A 19,172-nucleotide genomic window follows, 5' to 3' on the forward strand; every position below is an offset into this window, starting at 1 on the left:
GAAAATTATGGCTAATGCAATTGTAGAAAAAGCAAAAGAGAGAATGACCCAGTCTCACCAATCACTTGCTCGTGAATTTGGAGGTATCCGTGCCGGTCGTGCCAACGCAAGCTTGCTAGACCGTATCCACGTAGAATACTATGGAGTTGAAACTCCTCTTAACCAAATCGCTTCAATTACTATTCCAGAAGCGCGTGTTTTGTTGGTAACACCATTTGACAAGTCTTCATTGAAAGACATCGAACGTGCCTTGAACGCTTCTGATCTTGGTATTACACCAGCTAATGACGGCTCTGTGATCCGCTTGGTTATCCCAGCTCTTACAGAAGAAACTCGTCGTGACCTTGCTAAAGAAGTGAAGAAGGTCGGTGAAAATGCTAAAGTGGCTGTCCGTAACATCCGCCGCGACGCTATGGACGAAGCTAAAAAGCAAGAAAAAGCAAAAGAAATAACTGAAGACGAATTGAAGACTCTTGAAAAAGATATTCAAAAAGTAACAGACGACGCTGTGAAACACATCGACGACATGACTGCCAATAAAGAAAAAGAAATCTTGGAAGTCTAGAAATAAACAGAAAAACTCAGTTGGCATTGCTGGCTGAGTTTTATTCGAAAGAAGGAAATATGAACACAAATCTTGCAAGTTTTATCGTTGGACTCATCATCGATGAAAATGACCGTTTTTACTTTGTGCAAAAGGATGGTCAGACTTACGCCCTTGCCAAGGAAGAAGGCCAACATACAGTAGGGGATACGGTCAAAGGTTTTGCCTACACGGATATGAAGCAAAAACTCCGCCTGACAACATTAGAAGTGACTGCAACTCAGGACCAATTTGGTTGGGGAACCGTAACGGAAGTTCGTAAAGACTTGGGTGTCTTTGTGGATACAGGTCTGCCCGATAAGGAAATCGTTGTGTCACTCGATATTCTTCCAGAGCTTAAAGAACTCTGGCCTAAGAAGGGTGACCGACTCTATATCCGCCTTGAAGTGGACAAGAAAGACCGAATCTGGGGACTCTTGGCGTATCAGGAAGACTTCCAATGTCTGGCTCGTCCTGCTTACAACAACATGCAGAATCAAAACTGGCCAGCCATTGTTTACCGTCTCAAGCTGTCAGGAACCTTTGTTTACCTACCAGAGAATAACATGCTTGGTTTCATTCACCCAAGTGAGCGCTACGCAGAGCCACGTTTGGGGCAAGTGTTAGATGCGCGTGTCATTGGTTTCCGCGAGGTTGATCGCACTCTTAATCTTTCTCTCAAACCACGTTCTTTTGAGATGTTGGAAAATGATGCCCAGATGATTTTGACTTACTTGGAAAGCAATGGCGGATTTATGACCTTGAATGATAAGTCATCCCCTGAGGACATCAAAGCAACCTTTGGCATTTCTAAAGGTCAGTTCAAGAAAGCACTCGGTGGTTTGATGAAGGCTGGCAAAATCAAGCAAGATCAGTTTGGGACAGAGTTGATTTAGGCCTTATAGACATGATAAAGAAACTTGAAGAAATGAGTTTAGAGGAACTCTGGCAACTTTTTCCGATTTTTTTAGTAGAGCACAAGCCAGAGTGGAAAGACTGGTATGAATCGGAAAAAGCAAATCTGAAAAAAATATTGGGTGCAAATGTTATTAAAAGAATAGAACATATCGGTAGCACTGCTATCCCTAATATTTGGGCCAAAAATATCGTTGATATTCTGTTAGAAGTAGGTAGAATAGAGGATTTAGCAAGAGTCAGGGATTTATTGGTGAAGAATGGGTGGCTAGTGATGTCGGAGAGTCCTAACAGGATTTCGCTAAATAAAGGATATACAGAGCAGGGATTTGCTGAGAAAGTTTTTCATTTACATTTGCGAATGACGGGAGATCATGACGAGATTTATTTTAGAGATTATCTCTGCCAGCATCCAGATATTGCCCAAGCGTATCAGGAATTAAAACTAAGTTTGTGGAAAAAATTTGAACACAATCGAGACGGCTATACAGATGCGAAAACAGATTTTATAAACCACTACGTTTCAGAGGCTAAGTCCAGTAATTTTCAAGAATCAGAAAAGTGTCATCAAAAAACTCTTGATAGGAGAAAGAATTGAGAAAATCATTTTACACTTGGCTCATGACCGAGCGCAATCCTAAAAGTAATAGCCCTAAAGCCATCTTGGCAGACCTCGCTTTTGAAGAGTCAGCTTTTCCAAAACATACAGATGATTTTGATGAGGTGAGTCGCTTTTTGGAGGAGCATGCCAGCTTCTCTTTTAACCTAGGAGACTTTGACGCCATCTGGCAAGAATACTTAGAACACTAGAGACAATGAGATGAGGCTAGTATTTTATTGTTCTCTTTGCTATAATAAAAAGAAATAAACGGATTAGAGAGGTTCTTTATTTGAAGGAACATTCAATAGACATTCAACTGAGTCATCCAGATGACTTGTTCCATCTTTTTGGTTCCAATGAGCGCCATCTTCGTTTGATGGAAGAAGAGCTCGATGTGGTGATTCATGCTCGTACGGAGATTGTGCAGGTTTTGGGAGAAGAGACTGCCTGTGAGGAAGCCCGTCAGGTTATCCAGGCTTTGATGGTCTTGGTAAATCGAGGAATGACCGTTGGCACGCCAGATGTGGTGACTGCGATTAGCATGGTCAAAAACGATGAAATCGACAAGTTTGTCGCCCTTTACGAAGAAGAAATTATCAAGGACAATACAGGGAAGCCGATCCGTGTCAAAACCTTAGGTCAAAAGCTTTATGTGGACAGTGTCAAACAGCATGATGTGACCTTTGGAATCGGACCAGCAGGGACAGGGAAGACCTTTCTTGCAGTGACCTTGGCAGTGACAGCCCTTAAACGTGGGCAAGTCAAGCGGATTATCCTTACTCGTCCAGCAGTGGAAGCAGGTGAGAGTCTAGGATTTCTTCCGGGTGATCTCAAGGAGAAGGTGGATCCTTATCTTCGACCTGTTTACGATGCTTTGTACCAGATTCTCGGGAAAGACCAAACGACCCGTCTCATGGAGCGTGAAATTATCGAAATCGCGCCCCTTGCCTATATGCGTGGTCGGACCTTGGATGATGCTTTTGTCATTTTAGATGAGGCACAAAATACGACCATCATGCAGATGAAGATGTTCCTGACTCGTTTAGGCTTTAATTCGAAGATGATTGTCAATGGAGATATCAGTCAGATTGACCTGCCACGCAATGTTAAGTCCGGTTTGATTGATGCTCAAGAAAAGCTCAAGAATATTCACCAAATTGACTTTGTTCATTTTTCAGCCAAGGATGTGGTTCGCCATCCGGTTGTCGCTCAGATTATTCGAGCTTATGAACCAGCTCCAGTTAAGGTTGAAGAAAATAACCAAGAAACAGAATAGCAAAAGAGCAGTTCAGATTTGAACTGCTCTTTTTTAATGAGTGTATAGCTTTAAACAAGTTCGTCGATTGACGTGTGATCTTTATCGAGACCTTGAGCAACTGGGAGGCTGGTCAAGTAACCTTGATAAGTGGTCACACCTTGACGCAAGCCTTCATCTTCAGCAATTGCTTGTGCGAATCCTTTGCCAGCCAGAGCTTCGATATAAGGAAGAGTGACATTGGTTAGGGCGATAGTAGAAGTACGGGCAACCGCACCAGGGATATTGGCAACGGCATAGTGGAGAACACCGTATTTTTCATAGACAGGTTCATCGTGTGTTGTCACACGGTCAGCTGTCTCGATAACGCCACCTTGATCAACGGCAACGTCAACGATGACAGAGCCAGGACGCATTTGTTTGACCATCTCATCTGTCACCAATTTCGGTGCTTTGGCCCCAGGGATGAGAACTGCACCAATCACCACATCAGCATCTCTCACACTTGCTTCGATGTTGAATGAATTAGACATAAGAGTTTGGATTTGGTTTCCAAAGACTTCTTCTAGAACTGAGAGACGCTTAGCGCTGATATCTAAAATAGTCACTTGAGCACCAAGACCAAGGGCAATGCGGGCAGCATGTGTACCGACGACACCACCACCGATGATGGTTACTTTTCCTTTTGGAACACCTGGTACACCACCTAGTAGGACACCAGAACCACCAGCTTGCTTAGTAAGGAAGTGAGCTCCGATTTGAACAGCCATACGACCTGCAACCTCACTCATAGGAACGAGGAGCGGTAGTTGTCCTTGATTGTCACGAACAGTTTCATAGGCAATTCCTGTTGTTTTGGCTGCTAACATAGCTTCTGCTAATTCTGGCGCAGCGGCCATGTGCAAGTAGGTGAAGAGAAGAAGATCGTCGCGCAAATAACCATATTCAGAAGCTAGTGGTTCTTTTACTTTCACGACCAACTCGGCAGCCCATGCTTCAGCAGCAGTAGCGACAATCTCAGCTCCTTGCTTTTGATAGTCAGCATCAGTAAATCCTGAACCGAGACCAGCATTTGTTTCGATGAGGACTCGATGTCCACGAGAAACTAAGCTATGGACACCAGCAGGTGTGAGGGCGACACGGTTTTCGTTATTTTTAATTTCTTTTGGGATTCCGATTAACATAGAGATAACCTACCTTTCAATTGTCGGATTGTTTTGGTTGTCACATTCCATTCCATAAATCAAAAATGTGATGGTTTTATTGTATATGAAACCGCTTCAAAAATCAAGAAAAACTTGTCATCCAAATTTATTTATGCTAGACTAGTGAGAATCAAGCTCTAATGGAGGAAAAAGTATGGAATCAATATTTGTGAAATTTGCCCAGTATCCATCTATAGAAACGGAGCGTTTATTGCTCCGACCTGTAACCTTGGACGATGCGGAAGCTATGTTTGAGTATGCCTCAGACAGAGAAAATACACGCTACACTTTTCCAACAAATCAAAGCTTAGAAGAAACCAAGAACAACATAGCTCAGTTTTACTTGGCTAGTCCCTTGGGACGGTGGGGAATCGAACTAAAAAGCAATGGTCAGTTTATTGGTACCATTGACTTGCACAAGATCGATACTGTTCTTAAGAAGGCAGCCATTGGCTACATTATCAATAAAAAATATTGGAATCAAGGATTGACGACAGAAGCCAATCGTGCCGTGATTGAACTGGCTTTTGAGCAGATTGGAATGAACAAGTTGACCGCTCTTCACGATAAAGACAATCCCGCATCAGGAAAGGTCATGGAGAAATCAGGTATGCGTTTTTCCCACGAAGAACCCTATGCCAGAATGGATAATAAAGAACCAGGTCGAATGATTACAAGGGTTCATTATGTCTTGACTAAAGAAGACTATTTTGCAAATAAATAAGCAGTTGAAAAGAAATTTTCAACTGTTTTTTCTTTCTCTTGCGAATAACTTAAGAGAGGAGAAAATATGGAAGCAATTATCGAGAAAATCAAAGAGTATAAAATCATTGTCATCTGTGCTGTTTTAGGCTTGGCCTTAGGCGTATTTTTCCTACTAAAGCCATCTACACAGACACCTGTGAAAGAAACAAACTTGCAAGCTGAAGTCTCGGCCGTTTCAAAGGATTCATCGTCTGAAAAGGAAGTCAAGAAGGAAGAAAAGGAAGAGTCTCCTGAACAAGATCTGATCACAGTGGATGTCAAAGGTGCTGTCAAATCGCCAGGGATTTATGATTTGCCAGTAGGAAGTCGAGTTCATGATGCCGTTCAGAAGGCGGGTGGATTGACAGAGGAAGCAGATAGTAAGTCGCTTAATCTAGCACAGAAAGTCAGTGACGAGGCTCTTGTCTATGTTCCAACTAAGGGAGAAGAAGCAGTGAGTCAGCAGACTGCCTCTGGAACGACTGCTTCGACAAGTAAAGATAAGAAGGTCAACCTAAATAAAGCTAGTCTGGAAGAACTCAAGCAGGTCAAAGGCTTGGGAGGAAAACGAGCCCAGGATATTATCGATCATCGTGAGGCAAATGGCAAGTTCAAGTCGGTTGATGAATTAAAGAAGGTTTCTGGTATTGGCGCTAAGACCATAGAAAAGCTAAAAGACTATGTTACAGTGGATTAAGAATTTCCCTATCCCCCTAATCTATCTGAGTTTCCTGTTGCTCTGGCTTTACTATGCCATTTTTGGAGTGTCCTATCTCGCACTGCTAGGTTTTGTTTTTTTGCTTGTCTGTCTCTTTTTCCAATTTCCTTGGAAATCGGCCGGTAAAGTTCTAGCGTTTTGTGGAGTTTTTGGTTTTTGGTTTTTGTTTCAAACTTGGCAACAGACACAAGCTAATCAAAACCTAGTGGATTCTGTTGAAAGGGTACGGATTTTACCAGATACCATCAAAGTCAATGGAGACAGTCTGTCCTTTCGGGGCAAGGCTGAGGGTCGCACCTTCCAAGTTTACTATAAACTCCAGTCTGAGGAGGAGAAAGAGCTCTTTCAGGCCTTAACAGACCTTCACGAGATAGAGATAGAAGGAAAACTTTCAGAGCCTGAAGGTCAGAGGAATTTTGGTGGCTTTGACTACCAAGCCTATCTGAAAACTCAGGGGATTTACCAAACTTTGACTATCAAGAGTATCCAGTCAATGAGAAAGATTAGCAGTTGGGATATAGGAGAAAATCTGTCCAGTTTACGTCGAAAGGCTGTAGTTTGGATCAAGATGCACTTTCCAGATCCTATGCGCAATTATATGACAGGTCTTCTTTTAGGACATTTGGACACGGACTTTGAGGAGATGAATGAGCTCTATTCCAGTCTTGGAATTATCCATCTCTTTGCCTTGTCGGGTATGCAGGTAGGCTTTTTCATGGATGCCTTTAAGAAACTCCTCTTGCGATTGGGCTTAACTCAAGAAAAGTTGAAGTGGCTAACTTATCCCTTTTCTCTTATCTATGCAGGTCTGACAGGATTTTCAGCATCTGTTATTCGCAGTCTCTTGCAAAAGTTACTAGCACAACATGGTATTAAGGGCTTGGATAATTTTGCCTTGACGGTCCTTGTCCTTTTTATCATTATGCCAAACTTTTTCCTAACTGCAGGAGGAGTCTTGTCCTGCGCTTATGCTTTTATCTTGACCATGACCAGCAAAGAAGGCGATGGGATCAAGGCTGTTGCCAGAGAAAGTTTGGTCATTTCTTTGGGAATATTGCCCATTCTATCCTTTTATTTTGCAGAATTTCAGCCTTGGTCTATCCTTTTGACCTTTGTCTTTTCCTTTCTGTTTGATGTGGTCTTCTTGCCGCTTTTGTCCATCTTATTCATTCTGTCCTTCGTTTACCCAGTCACTCAGTTTAACTTTGTCTTTGAGTGGTTGGAGGGCGTCATTCGCTTGCTATCGCAGCTGGCAAGTAGGCCCCTGGTCTTTGGTCAACCCAACGCATGGCTGTTGATTCTACTGTTAGTTTCATTAGCCTTGGTCTATGACATGAGGAAAAACATCAAAAGACTAGCAGGAGTCAGTCTTTTTATTGTGGGGCTCTTTTTCTTGACCAAGCATCCACTTGAAAATGAAATTACCATGCTAGATGTTGGGCAAGGGGAGAGTATTTTCCTACGGGATGTAACTGGTAAAACCATTCTCATAGATGTAGGTGGTAAGGCAGAATCTGATAAGAAAATCGAGGCTTGGCAAGAAAAGGCGACGACCAGCAATGCCCAGAGAACCTTGATTCCTTATCTTAAAAGTCGAGGAGTAGATAAGATTGACCAGCTGATTTTGACCAATACAGACAAGGAACATGTTGGTGATTTACTGGAGGTGACCAAGGCTTTCCATGTTGGAGAGATTTTAGTATCAAAAGGAAGTCTGACACAGAAGGAATTTGTAGCGGAACTAGAAGCAAGTCAAACTAAGGTGCGCAGTGTGACAGCAGGGGAGAATTTACCGATTTTTGGCAGTTACTTAGAAGTCCTATCTCCAAGGAAGATTGGAGATGGGGATCGTGATGATTCTCTGGTTCTTTATGGAAAACTTTTGGATAAGCACTTTCTCTTTACTGGAAACTTGAAGGAGAAGGGAGAGAAGGAACTTTTAAAGCAATACCCTACCTTAGAGTTGGATATCTTGAAGGCAGGTCAACATGGTTCAAAGACTTCATCTAGCCCAGCTTTTTTAGAGAAGCTCAAACCAGAGCTTACTCTCATTTCAGTGGGCAAGAACAATCGTGCCAAACTCCCCCATCAGGAAACCTTGACACGAATTGAAAATATCAATAGCAAAGTTTACCGAACTGACCAGCAAGGAGCCATTCGCTTTAAAGGATGGAATAGTTGGCGAATGGAAACGGTGAGATAAAATAGATAAACTTTTTTGAAAAAATAACTTTTTATCTTGACAAGGAATAGAAAACTTGGTATCATATAAAAGTTGAGAAAAGCAGAAGTGAGAGCTTCTCGCCTTGTGACATCAAGTTGCCTGGCCCTACGGATGAAAAGTTTCTAAGAAACGCTATCATAACGTGCGGGCTTGTATCATTACGAGTCCGCTATTGTTTTTCTCTAATAATAAAAAAGAGGTGAAAACCATAGCAAAGCAAGACTTATTCATCAATGATGAAATTCGTGTACGTGAAGTTCGCTTGATCGGTCTTGAGGGAGAACAGCTAGGCATCAAGCCACTCAGCGAAGCGCAAGCATTGGCTGATAGTGCAAATGTTGACTTAGTATTGATTCAACCCCAAGCAAAACCACCTGTTGCTAAAATTATGGACTACGGTAAGTTCAAATTTGAGTACCAGAAAAAGCAAAAAGAACAACGTAAAAAACAAAGTGTTGTTACTGTGAAAGAAGTTCGTCTGAGTCCAACTATTGACAAGGGTGACTTTGACACAAAACTTCGCAATGCACGCAAGTTCCTTGAAAAAGGAAATAAAGTTAAGGTATCCATTCGCTTTAAAGGGCGTATGATCACCCATAAAGAGATTGGTGCAAAAGTTTTAGCCGAGTTTGCTGAAGCAACACAAGATATTGCGATCATCGAACAACGAGCTAAGATGGATGGACGCCAAATGTTCATGCAGTTGGCGCCAGCAACTGACAAAAAATAATTGTCAGAAAGTTAAATAAAGGAGAAAAAATCATGCCAAAACAAAAAACACACCGCGCATCAGCTAAACGTTTCAAACGTACAGGTTCTGGTGGACTTAAACGTTTCCGTGCTTACACTTCTCACCGTTTCCACGGAAAAACTAAGAAACAACGTCGTCATCTTCGTAAAGCATCTATGGTGCATTCAGGAGATTTCAAACGTATCAAAGCAATGCTTACTCGCTTGAAATAATAGCCTAACAGTAAGTAAACAATTCTAGGAAATATTTGGAGGAAATAAAACATGGCACGTGTTAAAGGTGGCGTTGTATCACGCAAACGTCGTAAACGTATTCTTAAATTAGCAAAAGGTTACTATGGAGCTAAACACATCTTGTTCCGTACTGCAAAAGAACAAGTAATGAACTCTTACTACTATGCATACCGTGACCGTCGTCAGAAAAAACGTGACTTCCGTAAATTGTGGATCACTCGTATCAATGCGGCAGCTCGTTTGAACGGACTTTCATACTCACAATTGATGCATGGTTTGAAATTGGCTGAAATCGAAGTTAACCGTAAAATGCTTGCTGACTTGGCTGTTAACGATGCAGCAGCTTTCACAGCTCTTGCAGATGCAGCTAAAGCAAAACTTGGTAAATAATGACAACTGTTTCATTCTTACTCTCGTGGTTTTTACCGCAGGAGTAGGGTGAAACTTTTTTATTTTCCTTAAACGATTTTCGATTTTAAAGAGTAAATCACAGATTTTTTCAAAGAAAATAGGATATTTCCTGTATAATAGGTATATCTAAAAAAGATTTGGAGTTAGAAGAAGATGATAGTAGGTATTGATTTAGGAACGACTAATTCTTTAGTGGGGGTTTATCAAGATGGTCAAATCAAGCTGATTCCCAATGCTTTTGGTGAGTATTTGACTCCATCTGTTGTGGCTTTAGATGACAATGATGAGATTATAGTTGGAAAAATTGCCAAGGAACGCTTGGTGACTCACCCAGATAAGACGGTTTCACAATTCAAGCGTTTTATGGGGACTAAACATGAGTTGACCCTAGGAAATCGAGCATATAAGGCTGAAGAATTAAGCTCTTTTATCATTCGAAAGTTGGTAGACGATGCAGAGACCTATCTTGGAGAAAAGGTCGAGGAAGTGATTGTCAGTGTACCAGCTTATTTCAACGATGCTCAACGCTATGCGACCAAACTAGCAGGGAAATTTGCTGGAGTTCAGATTGATCGGATTATCAATGAGCCTTCCGCAGCTGCTCTTGCTAAAAGATCTATGGTAAACCAGGAAGATCAATCTTTTATTGTAGTCGATTTTGGTGGTGGAACTCTAGACATTTCAGTTGTGGAGCTTTTTGATAATATCGTTGAAATCGTGTCAATCGCAGGGGACAATCGCTTGGGGGGAGAAGACTTTACTGCGGCTATTGCTGAGGAATTTTTAGTCTCCAATCAATTAACCAAGGATACTATTTCCCGTGAATTTTATAGCAAAATTTTGGTACAGGCTGAAAAGACAAAGCTGGAACTGAATGATAAAGAAGAAGTGAAGATGACAGTGATGGACCAAGATCAGGAATACTCTTTAGACTTGAGCTACCAGCGCTTTTATGAGCTTTGTCAACCGCTGCTAGCACGTGTTAAGGCTGTTTTGGACCGTGCCTTGATGGACGCACGCTATAGCTATGTGTCTTCTGATAATTTTGTTCTTGTTGGTGGGACTTCGAAACTCCGCTTGGTTCAGGACTTTTTATCCTACTGTATCAATCAAATGGTGCAGGTATCTGATGATCCCGATCGGATGATTGCGCGAGGTTGTGCCCTTTTAGCAGGAATCAAAGAACGCCAGGGTGAGATACGAGATTTATTACTGTCTGATATTTGCCCTTTTACACTGGGGATAGAAATAGTTGGTGACCGCTTTTCGCCGATTATTGAGCGAAATTCTACCCTGCCTGCTTCACGCATCGAACAGTACTATACGGCTGAATTGGGACAGAGTCAAGTCAAGATAAAGGTCTATCAAGGTGAGATGATGAAGGCATCACAAAATCTGTTTCTAGGAGAATTAGAAGTTCCCGTCCCTGTGAATACTCGAGTAAATGAAGGTTTCACAGTTCGATTTACCTATGATTTAAATGGGATTTTGGATGTCGAAGTGAAAATTGATTCAACACAGGAAGTCTTTAGTCATGTTATTCTCCAAGATAGTGTTACTCTGACAGAAAAGGAAATCAAGGCTAAGCAAGCAGAGTTGACTCGCTATAAGATCAATGCTCAAGAAACAGAGGTTTATCGCTTCTTGATTGAAAAAGCGAATCGCGTGTACAGTATGCTCTTGGGGAGAAGAAGAGATGAGCTAATGGCTGAAACAAGACGATTTGAAGAAGAGGTCAGCCAAGCATCTATGTATCATTTGCCAAAACTCTATCAATCATTTTCAAACTATCTAGACTTCCTAGAGCGAGGACTGTAAAAGAGGAGACCTTATGAATATATGGGAAACTTTAGGGATAGAGCCAACGACTGACGTCAAGCTTATTAGAAGGCGTTATGCTGAACTGGTTCGGCTCTATCACCCAGAAGACCAACCAGAAATTTACCAAGAAATTGTTGAAGCTTACCAAAAAGCCTTGACTTATGCGAGATATAAAAATACAAGACCAGAAAATAGTCTAAGAAAAGCGAGTGACTCTCAAGAAGCTACTGAACTTGAAGAAGAGGCGAATGAAAAACCTAACTCTAGTCTCAACTTTGAAAACTTGACTGAAAAAACGAAGACTGAGAACGAAGAGTCTGAAAGATCTGGTCTTGATTTCAGTGATTATCAGCAATCGACTGATAAAACCAGCGATTCCTTTAACTTTGAAACCTTTAAAGCAGAAGAGAATGAGCAAAAGTCCACCCTTGACTTTAGTGACTATGATGAGGAAGTTCAGCTAAATGGAGATTCTGAAGAAAGAGCTAAGAATACCCTCAACTTTGAAACGTTTGGTGACGAAGAGAACCAAGGGCAAGAAGGAATAACAAGGTCTACTCTTGACTTTAGTGGTTATAATGAAGAAACTTATCTGATTCGAAATGCGATTGAAAGTATTGTTGGAAATGACGGTTATAACCAAGAGGAACAAGAGCATCTATGGCGTCAGTTCTTTCATCAGTATCAGTATGATATGGACATTGTTCAATCCGTTTTAGAGGAAATGGATGTTTATATTTTTAATAAACCAGAGCAATTCTCTATCCTCATTCCCTTGCTGGAAGATTATATACCTGACTTCCGACACTGGGGCTATTACTATAAATTGAAGTATTGGAAAGTTAAAAGAGCTATAGCAGAAGAGGAAGGCAGTTCGCTTGAAAGCGCACATGAAGCCACTGAAGAATTCTATTATTCTTATCAACTTTGCCAAGAAATTCTCCAAGATTTTAACAAAGCAAATCAATTGAGCTCCTGGATAGAGTTTTTCAAGCACCCTTATTTGGCCTTTATGGTCTTAGATCAAGTAAATCAGAATCGTCAGATAATCAAGAGTGTGCCCGTTTTAACCTATATCCTGGAAAAAAACCGACAAGTCATATTTGAAGAGGATTATCCACTCTTGAACGACTTGGCTGATTACTTAGAGGAAGTAAAAGAGGAGCTGGGAGAAAACGTTGACTTTAGTCATTACACTCTAGATAATCCGGATGAAGTTGAGGCAGCCTTCTATGAGTTGCTCCATGCTCACTATGAAGACGAGTATAAACTGTTACGTGATTGGCAATACCTTTTTGAATCAGTCAAAGATCACACGCTCCTACTTGATTTGTTAGAAAAGGTGGACGTCTATCCTTTAACCAATGCGAAAGTGTTAGCCCTTGTTTTCCAATTTGTGGAGCGTTATAGTGATGAGGAATCAAATCCTTACCTGAAGAAACTTCATTTCTGGAAGAGTATCCATTCTTATCCTTCAGTGGTAGAGGAGTATGCACTTAACAAAAAAGAAAATTTTGATTACTGGTACAATGAAGGTTATCTTTATATAGATAAGCTCACCAAGAGCGATGAAGATATCAATGATTGGGAAAAGTGGAGAAGCTACTTTAAAGGAAGACCACGCATTCTAACGATTTTGCTTCAACAAATCTATAAGGAGTACCATCGGTTTACAGATGGCAAGCTCTTGAGATATGTTTTGGCTCCTTTTCCTACTTCTAAAATGGCTCCCCAAATGATGACGGAGGAGACAGACCAGAAACTAGAAGAGATGACAGCTTATGCTTATGAACTTAGTCATCCAAAGGCCAAGCTCTCTTATTTGGATTGGAAAAAAAGACAGGTATTTAATAATAAGTTTCTTCAGATTTTCTCTGGTCTCTTTACGATTGTATGTTTGCTACTCAGTATTATAGAGCGACCTGGTTATAATTCATGGGTTCATGCGGGCATGTTTTCACTCTTTTACGTCTATATGCTAAAATTAAGGAAAACACCGATTGAGGAGGGAGTGACTGCTAGAGGAGAAAAACGGAAATTCTACTACAGTCCTCATCCATGGTTCCTATTAATCTTGTTATTAATCCTCGTCATTCCATCCTTACCATTTGGTCTCATTGGTGCCCTTATGTTCATTACATTTTTCAGCTTCATCGATGGTTTCCAAGTGAGTCAGGGGCTGAAGTGGGATTATTCTTTGGAGAAGCTGATTCCTATCGGTATCTTTCTTTCTGCTGGTTTTCTTTCTGCTTTGGTAAATCAAAGCCAGACTATTTCAGGAGTTGCAACAGCCTACTTCCATATTTTTGCAATCCTTGTGATTTGCTTGTCTTTTACAAGATTCAGTCCTGGATTTCCACCATCTCTGAAGAAAATTTTCATACCAGCAATCTTGGGAATCCTACTCTTTCAAACGTTGCCATATATTCACAGCCGTTTAGATATCTTTGATCCAACTATTCTACGAAATGAAACACTGGCTATAACTGTTATCCTCTTGTTAAATGGAATTGCCTTATCTTATTTTACAAAGGAACAAGGCTTCATGATTGGTGTGAAGAAGGTCTTTATGATTTATGGATTGCAGATCTTTATTTTCCTAAGAAGACTGTTCCGAATCCTATTTGCACCAAATTCAGTTTTCGGTAATAACTATCATTACAAAGACTTACTAATCATGAACAGCGAATTTACGTTCTACTTCCTCGAGGGACTTTTTGTCCTGATCATGCTTTTCCTTATTCGCAATATACGCAAGGAAAATCGTAAAAGTGCTGCTTAGAATGAAAGCGTAGAGAAGAGGACTCTGGTTCAAGTTTCTAGTAAATTTTCCTGAATAAAGGTATAATAGAACTATTAAAACGAAAGAGGTAATGAAAATGGCTTCAAAAATGCTACACACTTGCTTGCGAGTAGAAAACCTTGAAAAATCAATCGCTTTTTATCAAGATGCTTTTGGATTTAAAGAATTGCGTCGCAGAGATTTTCCAGATCATGCTTTCACCATTGTCTATCTAGGACTTGAGGGGGATGACTATGAGTTGGAGTTGACCTATAACTATGATCACGGTCCTTACGTGGTAGGAGATGGCTTCGCCCATATCGCCCTCAGTACACCTGACCTTGAGGCCCTACATCAAGAACATAGCGCTAAAGGCTATGAGGTGACAGCTCCTAATGGACTTCCAGGAACTCAACCAAACTATTACTTTGTCAAGGATCCTGACGGTTACAAGGTCGAAGTCATTCGTGAAAAATAATCCAGTGAAGTCAAGTAGAATGTTCGTTTTCTACTTGACTTTTTTTCTTTGAAAGAGTATACTAATACAAATTTAACCTTTAAGGGGAGTCCAGAGAGACTCACAAGGTGTCAGATAAAAGGGATAAGGGGACTCTCTGTGGAGACTTTTTAAGTGTGCGCATGAGTTCTAGCCTAACCCAACTGAGGCCTTGCATTAGCAAGGCCTTTTCTTTATCTGGTCCCCTTAAATTTAAGGAGGAAAAGTCATGAATCCCACATGTAAGAAGCGTTTGGGTGCCATTCGTTTGGAAACCATGAAGGTGGTCGCACAAGAGGAAATTGCGCCAGCAATCTTTGAATTAGTCCTAGAAGGGGAGATGGTTGAAGCCATGCGAGCCGGCCAATTTCTTCATCTGCGTGTGCCTGATGACGCCCATCTCTTGCGCCGCCCTATTTCAATTTCGTCTATTGACAAAGCAAACAAGCAGTGTCACCTTATTTATCGGATTGAGGGGGCTGGGACAGCTATTTTTTCAACCTTAAGTCAGGGAGATACTCTTGATGTGATGGGACCTCAGGGAAATGGTTTTGACTTGTCTGACCTAGACGACCAGAGTCAAGTCCTCCTCGTTGGTGGTGGGATTGGTGTTCCACCCTTGCTAGAAGTAGCCAAGGAATTGCATGCGCGTGGGGTGACAGTAGTGACAGTCCTCGGTTTTGCGACTAAGGATGCTGTTATTCTCGAAACCGAATTGGCCCGATATGGTCAGGTCTTTGTAACGACAGATGATGGTTCTTATGGCATCAAGGGAAATGTTTCTGTTGTTATCAATGATTTAGACAGTCAATTTGATGCGGTTTACTCATGTGGTGCTCCGGGAATGATGAAGTATATCAATCAAACCTTTTATGATCATCCAAGAGCCTATCTATCTCTAGAATCTCGTATGGCTTGTGGGATGGGAGCTTGCTATGCCTGCGTTCTAAAAGTGCCAGATAGTGAGACCGTCAGCCAACGCGTCTGTGAAGATGGCCCTGTTTTTCGCACAGGAACAGTTGTATTATAAGGAGAAAGTCATGACTAACAAACGTTTACAAGTTTCTCTACCGGGCTTGGATTTGAAAAATCCCATCATTCCAGCATCAGGCTGTTTTGGTTTCGGCCAAGAGTATGCCAAATACTATGATTTAGACCTTTTAGGCTCCATTATGATCAAGGCGACGACACTTGAACCCCGTTTTGGGAATCCTACTCCCAGGGTGGCAGAAACGCCTGCAGGTATGCTCAATGCAATCGGTTTACAAAATCCAGGTTTAGAAGCTGTTTTAGCTGAAAAGTTGCCTTGGCTGGAAAGAGAATATCCTTCGCTTCCCATCATCGCCAATGTAGCAGGCTTTTCAAAACAAGAGTACGCTGCCGTTTCTCAGGGGATTTCCAAGGCTACAAATGTAAAAGCTATCGAGCTCAATATCTCTTGTCCGAATGTGGATCACGGCAATCATGGACTTTTGATTGGGCAAGATCCTGACTTGGCTTATGAAGTGGTAAAGGCAGCTGTGGAAGCCTCTGATGTGCCAGTTTATGTTAAATTAACCCCTAGTGTAACGGATGTTGTCACCATCGCCAAAGCCGCAGAAGATGCAGGGGCAAGTGGCCTAACCATGATCAATACCCTTGTCGGTATGCGCTTTGACCTTAAAACCAGAAAACCAATCCTAGCCAATGGAACAGGTGGAATGTCTGGACCAGCAGTCTTTCCAGTAGCCCTCAAACTCATCCGCCAAGTCGCCCAAACAACCGACCTTCCCATCATTGGAATGGGAGGAGTGGATTCTGCTGAAGCAGCGCTAGAAATGTATCTGGCTGGTGCCTCTGCTATCGGAGTTGGAACAGCCAATTTTACCAATCCATATGCCTGTCCTGATATTATTGAAAATTTACCAAAAGTCATGGATAAATACGGCATTAGCAGTCTAGAAAATCTCCGTCAGGAAGTCAAAGCCAATCTGAGATAAGCTAGGTCTTCCTTATCGTCAACAAGAAATAGAATCTTCATCAATTTGTAATATTTCCGTCGATTAACTATGTTACAATAGGGTTTAGAAAACGTTATTGGAGCATTTAAATGAAACGATGGAAAGTGGCCCTAGTAAGTGCTGGCTTATTGGGGTGTTTTTTTACTGTAGTGGAGACAGCAAAAGCAGAAGAGGGGACTTGGCAAGGAAAGACCTACCTCAAAGCAGACGGGAAACCAGCAACCAAGCAATGGCTTTTTGACCAAACGCATCAGAACTGGTTTTATCTTAAAGATAATGGTCAACGTGCAGAAAATGGCTGGTTGACAGTTGGTGGTAAAGATTACTATTTTAACGAAGCTGGAAAATTAGCTACGAAAACGTGGGTTGGCCAGTACTATGTGACTGAAAGTGGTGCTAAAGCAAAGGAACAGTGGGTATTTAATCAGGAAAAAGAATCCTGGTATTATCTAAAGTCTGATGGTCAGAAAGCTCAAAAAGAATGGATTCAACAAGGTCAAGAAAAATATTACCTTAAAGAAGACGGGAAAATGGCCAAAGATGAGTGGATCACTCAAGGTGAGAACCAGTACTACATCAATTCACAAGGTAAAATGCTGAAAAATGCTTGGCTTGGTAAAAGCTATATATCAGAAAATGGTAATAAGGTTAAACAAGCCTGGATTTATGATGACAACTATAGCAGTTGGTTCTACCTTCAACAAGATGGTACCTATGCTGAAAATAGGTGGTTAACTATAGATGGGAAGGACTACCATTTTAAATCAGGCGGTTATCTTTCTACTGAACGTTGGATTGATCGCTTCTATGTTGCGAAGAGTGGAGCTAAATTGAAATCGGAATGGCTCTTTGATAAGAATTATGATGCTTGGTTTTACTTGAAAGCTGACGGAACCTATGCCGAAAAAGGCTGGGAAACGATTAAAGAAAAAGATTACCATTTCAAATCAGGCGGTTATCTTTCTACCGAGCGCTGGATAGATCGCTTCTATGTTGCGAAGAGTGGAGCTAAATTGAAATCGGAATGGCTCTTTGACAAGAATTATAACTCTTGGTTTTACTTGAAAGCTGACGGAACCTATGCTGAAAAAGGTTGGCAAACCATCAAAGGCAAGGATTACCATTTCAAATCAGGCGGCTACCTCTCTATGGAAACTTGGATTGACCGCAGTTATGTGACGAGCAGTGGAGCAAAAGCTGGCAAAGGGTGGCTCTTTGACAAGAATTATAACTCTTGGTTCTATATCAACTCTGATGGAAATTATGCCAATAAAGAATGGCTCTGGGATAATGGTTACTACTATCTCAAATCTGGTGGTTATATGGCTGCGAGTGAGTGGGTATGGTACAAGAACAACTGGTTCTACCTCAAGTCAAATGGAAAGATGGCTGAGAAAGAATTAATCTACGATTCATCCGACCAATCATGGTATTACCTTAAATCAGGCGGTTATATGGCAAAAAATGAAACTGTGGATGGTCATACCTTGGATGCTTCTGGTAGATGGCATGTTGCGGATAAAACCAAATATTACAAAGTTAAACCAATCACTGCCTATGTCTATAGTGCATCTGGAGAAATCTTGAGTTACATTAACCAAGGAAGCATTGTTTCACTGGATAGCTCGACGCGAAAAGGCGGCCGACTTGCAGTTTCGATTTCTGGCTTGTCTGGCTATATGAATCAAAGTGATTTGACAGCAGTAGATGAAGGTAGCGAGTTTATCCCTCATTATACTAGTGATGGGAAATTCCTCTACCATGAACTCTCTCCATATACGAGTATCAAAGTAGCTCCACACACCTCTGCTATGGTTATTGGTAAGAAGTACTACTCAACTGATGGAGAGCACTTTGATGGCTTTACCATTAAAAATCCTTTCCTCTATAAAAACTTAAGAGAACCAAGTAATTATAGTGCAGCTGAATTGGATAAACTGTATTCGATGATGAACTTGCAGGATAGTCCTCTAGCAGGTAAAGGAGCGACTTTCAAAGAAGCTGAGGAACGCTACGGTGTCAATGCCCTTTACTTGATGGCACATAGCGCTCTTGAAAGTGCGTGGGGACGTAGTCAAATTGCCAGAGATAAGAACAACTTCTTTGGTATTGCTGCTTATGATACTAGCCCATATCTCTCAGCCAAGAGCTTTGATAATGTGGACAAAGGAATTCTTGGAGCGGCCAAGTGGATTCGTGAAAATTACATTGACTATGGTAGAGACCACCTTGGAAACAAGGCAACTGGAATGAATGTTCGCTATGCTTCCGATCCGTACTGGGGTGAGAAGATAGCCAGCATCATGATGACCATCAACAGCAAACTTGGTGGGAAAGACTAATCAAAAGAAATCAACGGTAACTACTGAGAAGTGGTTATCGTTTTTGTATATCTGGCAATAAGTTGATTCTATAGCTTTTTAAACTTGAAAT

At 41.3% G+C, this 19,172-nt stretch carries 18 protein-coding genes and 1 other annotated feature; of the genes, 17 read left to right on the forward strand and 1 reads right to left on the reverse strand.

Translation table 11 applies throughout. The features are described from left to right. The first annotated feature begins 7 nt into the window (after positions 1-7). From frr to GMD5S_RS0203775, 5 genes are all read left to right on the forward strand, one after another. Positions 8-565 carry a ribosome recycling factor gene (frr, locus tag GMD5S_RS0203755; protein WP_001262235.1) on the forward strand — a complete coding sequence of 186 codons (558 nt, stop codon included), beginning with the start codon at positions 8-10 and terminating at the stop codon, positions 563-565. 59 nt (positions 566-624) lie between these two features. Continuing rightward, positions 625-1,479 (forward strand): RNA-binding virulence regulatory protein CvfB, encoded by an 855-nt coding sequence (cvfB, locus tag GMD5S_RS0203760; RefSeq protein WP_001095461.1) that lies wholly within the window; start codon positions 625-627, stop codon positions 1,477-1,479. Between the two features lie 11 nt (positions 1,480-1,490). Then, complete coding sequence (locus GMD5S_RS0203765) at positions 1,491-2,096, forward strand: GrpB family protein (RefSeq protein ID WP_025172603.1); 606 nt, start codon at positions 1,491-1,493, stop codon at positions 2,094-2,096. Beyond that, a complete protein-coding gene (locus tag GMD5S_RS0203770; protein WP_001232084.1) occupies positions 2,093-2,308 on the forward strand; it encodes a YozE family protein in 216 nt (71 codons plus the stop codon). The genes GMD5S_RS0203765 and GMD5S_RS0203770 overlap by 4 nt, the downstream gene beginning before the upstream one ends. Positions 2,309-2,388: 80 nt before the next feature. Then, positions 2,389-3,375 (forward strand): PhoH family protein, encoded by a 987-nt coding sequence (locus tag GMD5S_RS0203775; protein ID WP_000658202.1) that lies wholly within the window; start codon positions 2,389-2,391, stop codon positions 3,373-3,375. Positions 3,376-3,425: 50 nt separating this feature from the next. Here the strand turns inward: GMD5S_RS0203775 and ald are convergent, their stop codons facing one another. Beyond that, positions 3,426-4,538 (reverse strand): alanine dehydrogenase, encoded by a 1,113-nt coding sequence (gene ald / locus GMD5S_RS0203780; protein WP_000904699.1) that lies wholly within the window; start codon positions 4,536-4,538, stop codon positions 3,426-3,428. A gap of 175 nt (positions 4,539-4,713) precedes the next feature. Between ald and GMD5S_RS0203785 the strand changes: the two genes are divergently transcribed. The 12 genes from GMD5S_RS0203785 to GMD5S_RS0203840 all read left to right on the forward strand — a co-directional run bounded on the left by GMD5S_RS0203785 (position 4,714) and on the right by GMD5S_RS0203840 (position 19,081). Further along, the gene (locus GMD5S_RS0203785) at positions 4,714-5,283 is read left to right on the forward strand and encodes a GNAT family N-acetyltransferase (RefSeq protein ID WP_000443755.1); all 570 of its coding nucleotides are present in this window, start codon (positions 4,714-4,716) and stop codon (positions 5,281-5,283) included. A 66-nt stretch (positions 5,284-5,349) separates the two neighbouring features. After that, positions 5,350-6,000, forward strand: a complete 651-nt coding sequence (locus GMD5S_RS0203790; protein ID WP_000387320.1) for a helix-hairpin-helix domain-containing protein — start codon at positions 5,350-5,352, stop codon at positions 5,998-6,000. Beyond that, complete coding sequence (locus GMD5S_RS0203795) at positions 5,984-8,224, forward strand: DNA internalization-related competence protein ComEC/Rec2 (protein WP_000942377.1); 2,241 nt, start codon at positions 5,984-5,986, stop codon at positions 8,222-8,224. The genes GMD5S_RS0203790 and GMD5S_RS0203795 overlap by 17 nt, the downstream gene beginning before the upstream one ends. A 73-nt stretch (positions 8,225-8,297) precedes the next feature. Then, positions 8,298-8,429, forward strand: a sequence feature (ribosomal protein L20 leader region). 15 nt (positions 8,430-8,444) lie between these two features. Beyond that, positions 8,445-8,975: a translation initiation factor IF-3 gene (infC, locus tag GMD5S_RS0203800; RefSeq protein ID WP_000848184.1), complete on the forward strand. Its 531-nt coding sequence runs from the start codon at positions 8,445-8,447 to the stop codon at positions 8,973-8,975. A gap of 32 nt (positions 8,976-9,007) precedes the next feature. Then, the gene (rpmI, locus tag GMD5S_RS0203805; protein ID WP_001125942.1) at positions 9,008-9,208 is read left to right on the forward strand and encodes a 50S ribosomal protein L35; all 201 of its coding nucleotides are present in this window, start codon (positions 9,008-9,010) and stop codon (positions 9,206-9,208) included. A 51-nt stretch (positions 9,209-9,259) separates the two neighbouring features. Further along, the gene (rplT, locus tag GMD5S_RS0203810) at positions 9,260-9,619 is read left to right on the forward strand and encodes a 50S ribosomal protein L20 (RefSeq protein ID WP_000124830.1); all 360 of its coding nucleotides are present in this window, start codon (positions 9,260-9,262) and stop codon (positions 9,617-9,619) included. Positions 9,620-9,793: 174 nt separating this feature from the next. Beyond that, on the forward strand, positions 9,794-11,458 hold the full coding sequence (locus GMD5S_RS0203815; RefSeq protein ID WP_000635022.1) for a molecular chaperone HscC: 1,665 nt from the start codon (positions 9,794-9,796) through the stop codon (positions 11,456-11,458). Between the two features lie 13 nt (positions 11,459-11,471). Beyond that, positions 11,472-14,243, forward strand: coding sequence for a J domain-containing protein (locus GMD5S_RS0203820; RefSeq protein WP_001028664.1), 2,772 nt, complete (start codon positions 11,472-11,474; stop codon positions 14,241-14,243). A gap of 97 nt (positions 14,244-14,340) precedes the next feature. Continuing rightward, positions 14,341-14,721: a lactoylglutathione lyase gene (gene gloA, locus GMD5S_RS0203825; protein WP_000157150.1), complete on the forward strand. Its 381-nt coding sequence runs from the start codon at positions 14,341-14,343 to the stop codon at positions 14,719-14,721. 247 nt (positions 14,722-14,968) lie between these two features. Next, a complete protein-coding gene (locus GMD5S_RS0203830) occupies positions 14,969-15,769 on the forward strand; it encodes a dihydroorotate dehydrogenase electron transfer subunit (protein ID WP_001070074.1) in 801 nt (266 codons plus the stop codon). After that, the gene (locus GMD5S_RS0203835; protein ID WP_161800715.1) at positions 15,732-16,718 is read left to right on the forward strand and encodes a dihydroorotate dehydrogenase; all 987 of its coding nucleotides are present in this window, start codon (positions 15,732-15,734) and stop codon (positions 16,716-16,718) included. Before GMD5S_RS0203830 ends, GMD5S_RS0203835 begins: the two co-directional genes overlap by 38 nt. A gap of 110 nt (positions 16,719-16,828) precedes the next feature. Beyond that, the gene (locus GMD5S_RS0203840; RefSeq protein WP_000832906.1) at positions 16,829-19,081 is read left to right on the forward strand and encodes a glucosaminidase domain-containing protein; all 2,253 of its coding nucleotides are present in this window, start codon (positions 16,829-16,831) and stop codon (positions 19,079-19,081) included. Positions 19,082-19,172: the final 91 nt, after the last annotated feature.

The organism is Streptococcus sp. GMD5S, assembly GCF_000298715.2.
GTDB lineage: Bacteria > Bacillota > Bacilli > Lactobacillales > Streptococcaceae > Streptococcus.

Coding starts and splice junctions, on each gene's coding strand:
- ald (WP_000904699.1), bottom strand. CDS start 4,538: ATGTTAATCGGAATCCCAAAAGAAATTAAAAATAACGAAAACCGTGTC.
- GMD5S_RS0203830 (WP_001070074.1), top strand. CDS start 14,969: ATGAATCCCACATGTAAGAAGCGTTTGGGTGCCATTCGTTTGGAAACC.
- GMD5S_RS0203835 (WP_161800715.1), top strand. CDS start 15,732: ATGGCCCTGTTTTTCGCACAGGAACAGTTGTATTATAAGGAGAAAGTC.
- GMD5S_RS0203840 (WP_000832906.1), top strand. CDS start 16,829: ATGAAACGATGGAAAGTGGCCCTAGTAAGTGCTGGCTTATTGGGGTGT.
- GMD5S_RS0203820 (WP_001028664.1), top strand. CDS start 11,472: ATGAATATATGGGAAACTTTAGGGATAGAGCCAACGACTGACGTCAAG.
- GMD5S_RS0203785 (WP_000443755.1), top strand. CDS start 4,714: ATGGAATCAATATTTGTGAAATTTGCCCAGTATCCATCTATAGAAACG.
- GMD5S_RS0203795 (WP_000942377.1), top strand. CDS start 5,984: ATGTTACAGTGGATTAAGAATTTCCCTATCCCCCTAATCTATCTGAGT.
- cvfB (WP_001095461.1), top strand. CDS start 625: ATGAACACAAATCTTGCAAGTTTTATCGTTGGACTCATCATCGATGAA.
- frr (WP_001262235.1), top strand. CDS start 8: ATGGCTAATGCAATTGTAGAAAAAGCAAAAGAGAGAATGACCCAGTCT.
- rpmI (WP_001125942.1), top strand. CDS start 9,008: ATGCCAAAACAAAAAACACACCGCGCATCAGCTAAACGTTTCAAACGT.
- GMD5S_RS0203815 (WP_000635022.1), top strand. CDS start 9,794: ATGATAGTAGGTATTGATTTAGGAACGACTAATTCTTTAGTGGGGGTT.
- GMD5S_RS0203790 (WP_000387320.1), top strand. CDS start 5,350: ATGGAAGCAATTATCGAGAAAATCAAAGAGTATAAAATCATTGTCATC.
- gloA (WP_000157150.1), top strand. CDS start 14,341: ATGGCTTCAAAAATGCTACACACTTGCTTGCGAGTAGAAAACCTTGAA.
- rplT (WP_000124830.1), top strand. CDS start 9,260: ATGGCACGTGTTAAAGGTGGCGTTGTATCACGCAAACGTCGTAAACGT.
- GMD5S_RS0203765 (WP_025172603.1), top strand. CDS start 1,491: ATGATAAAGAAACTTGAAGAAATGAGTTTAGAGGAACTCTGGCAACTT.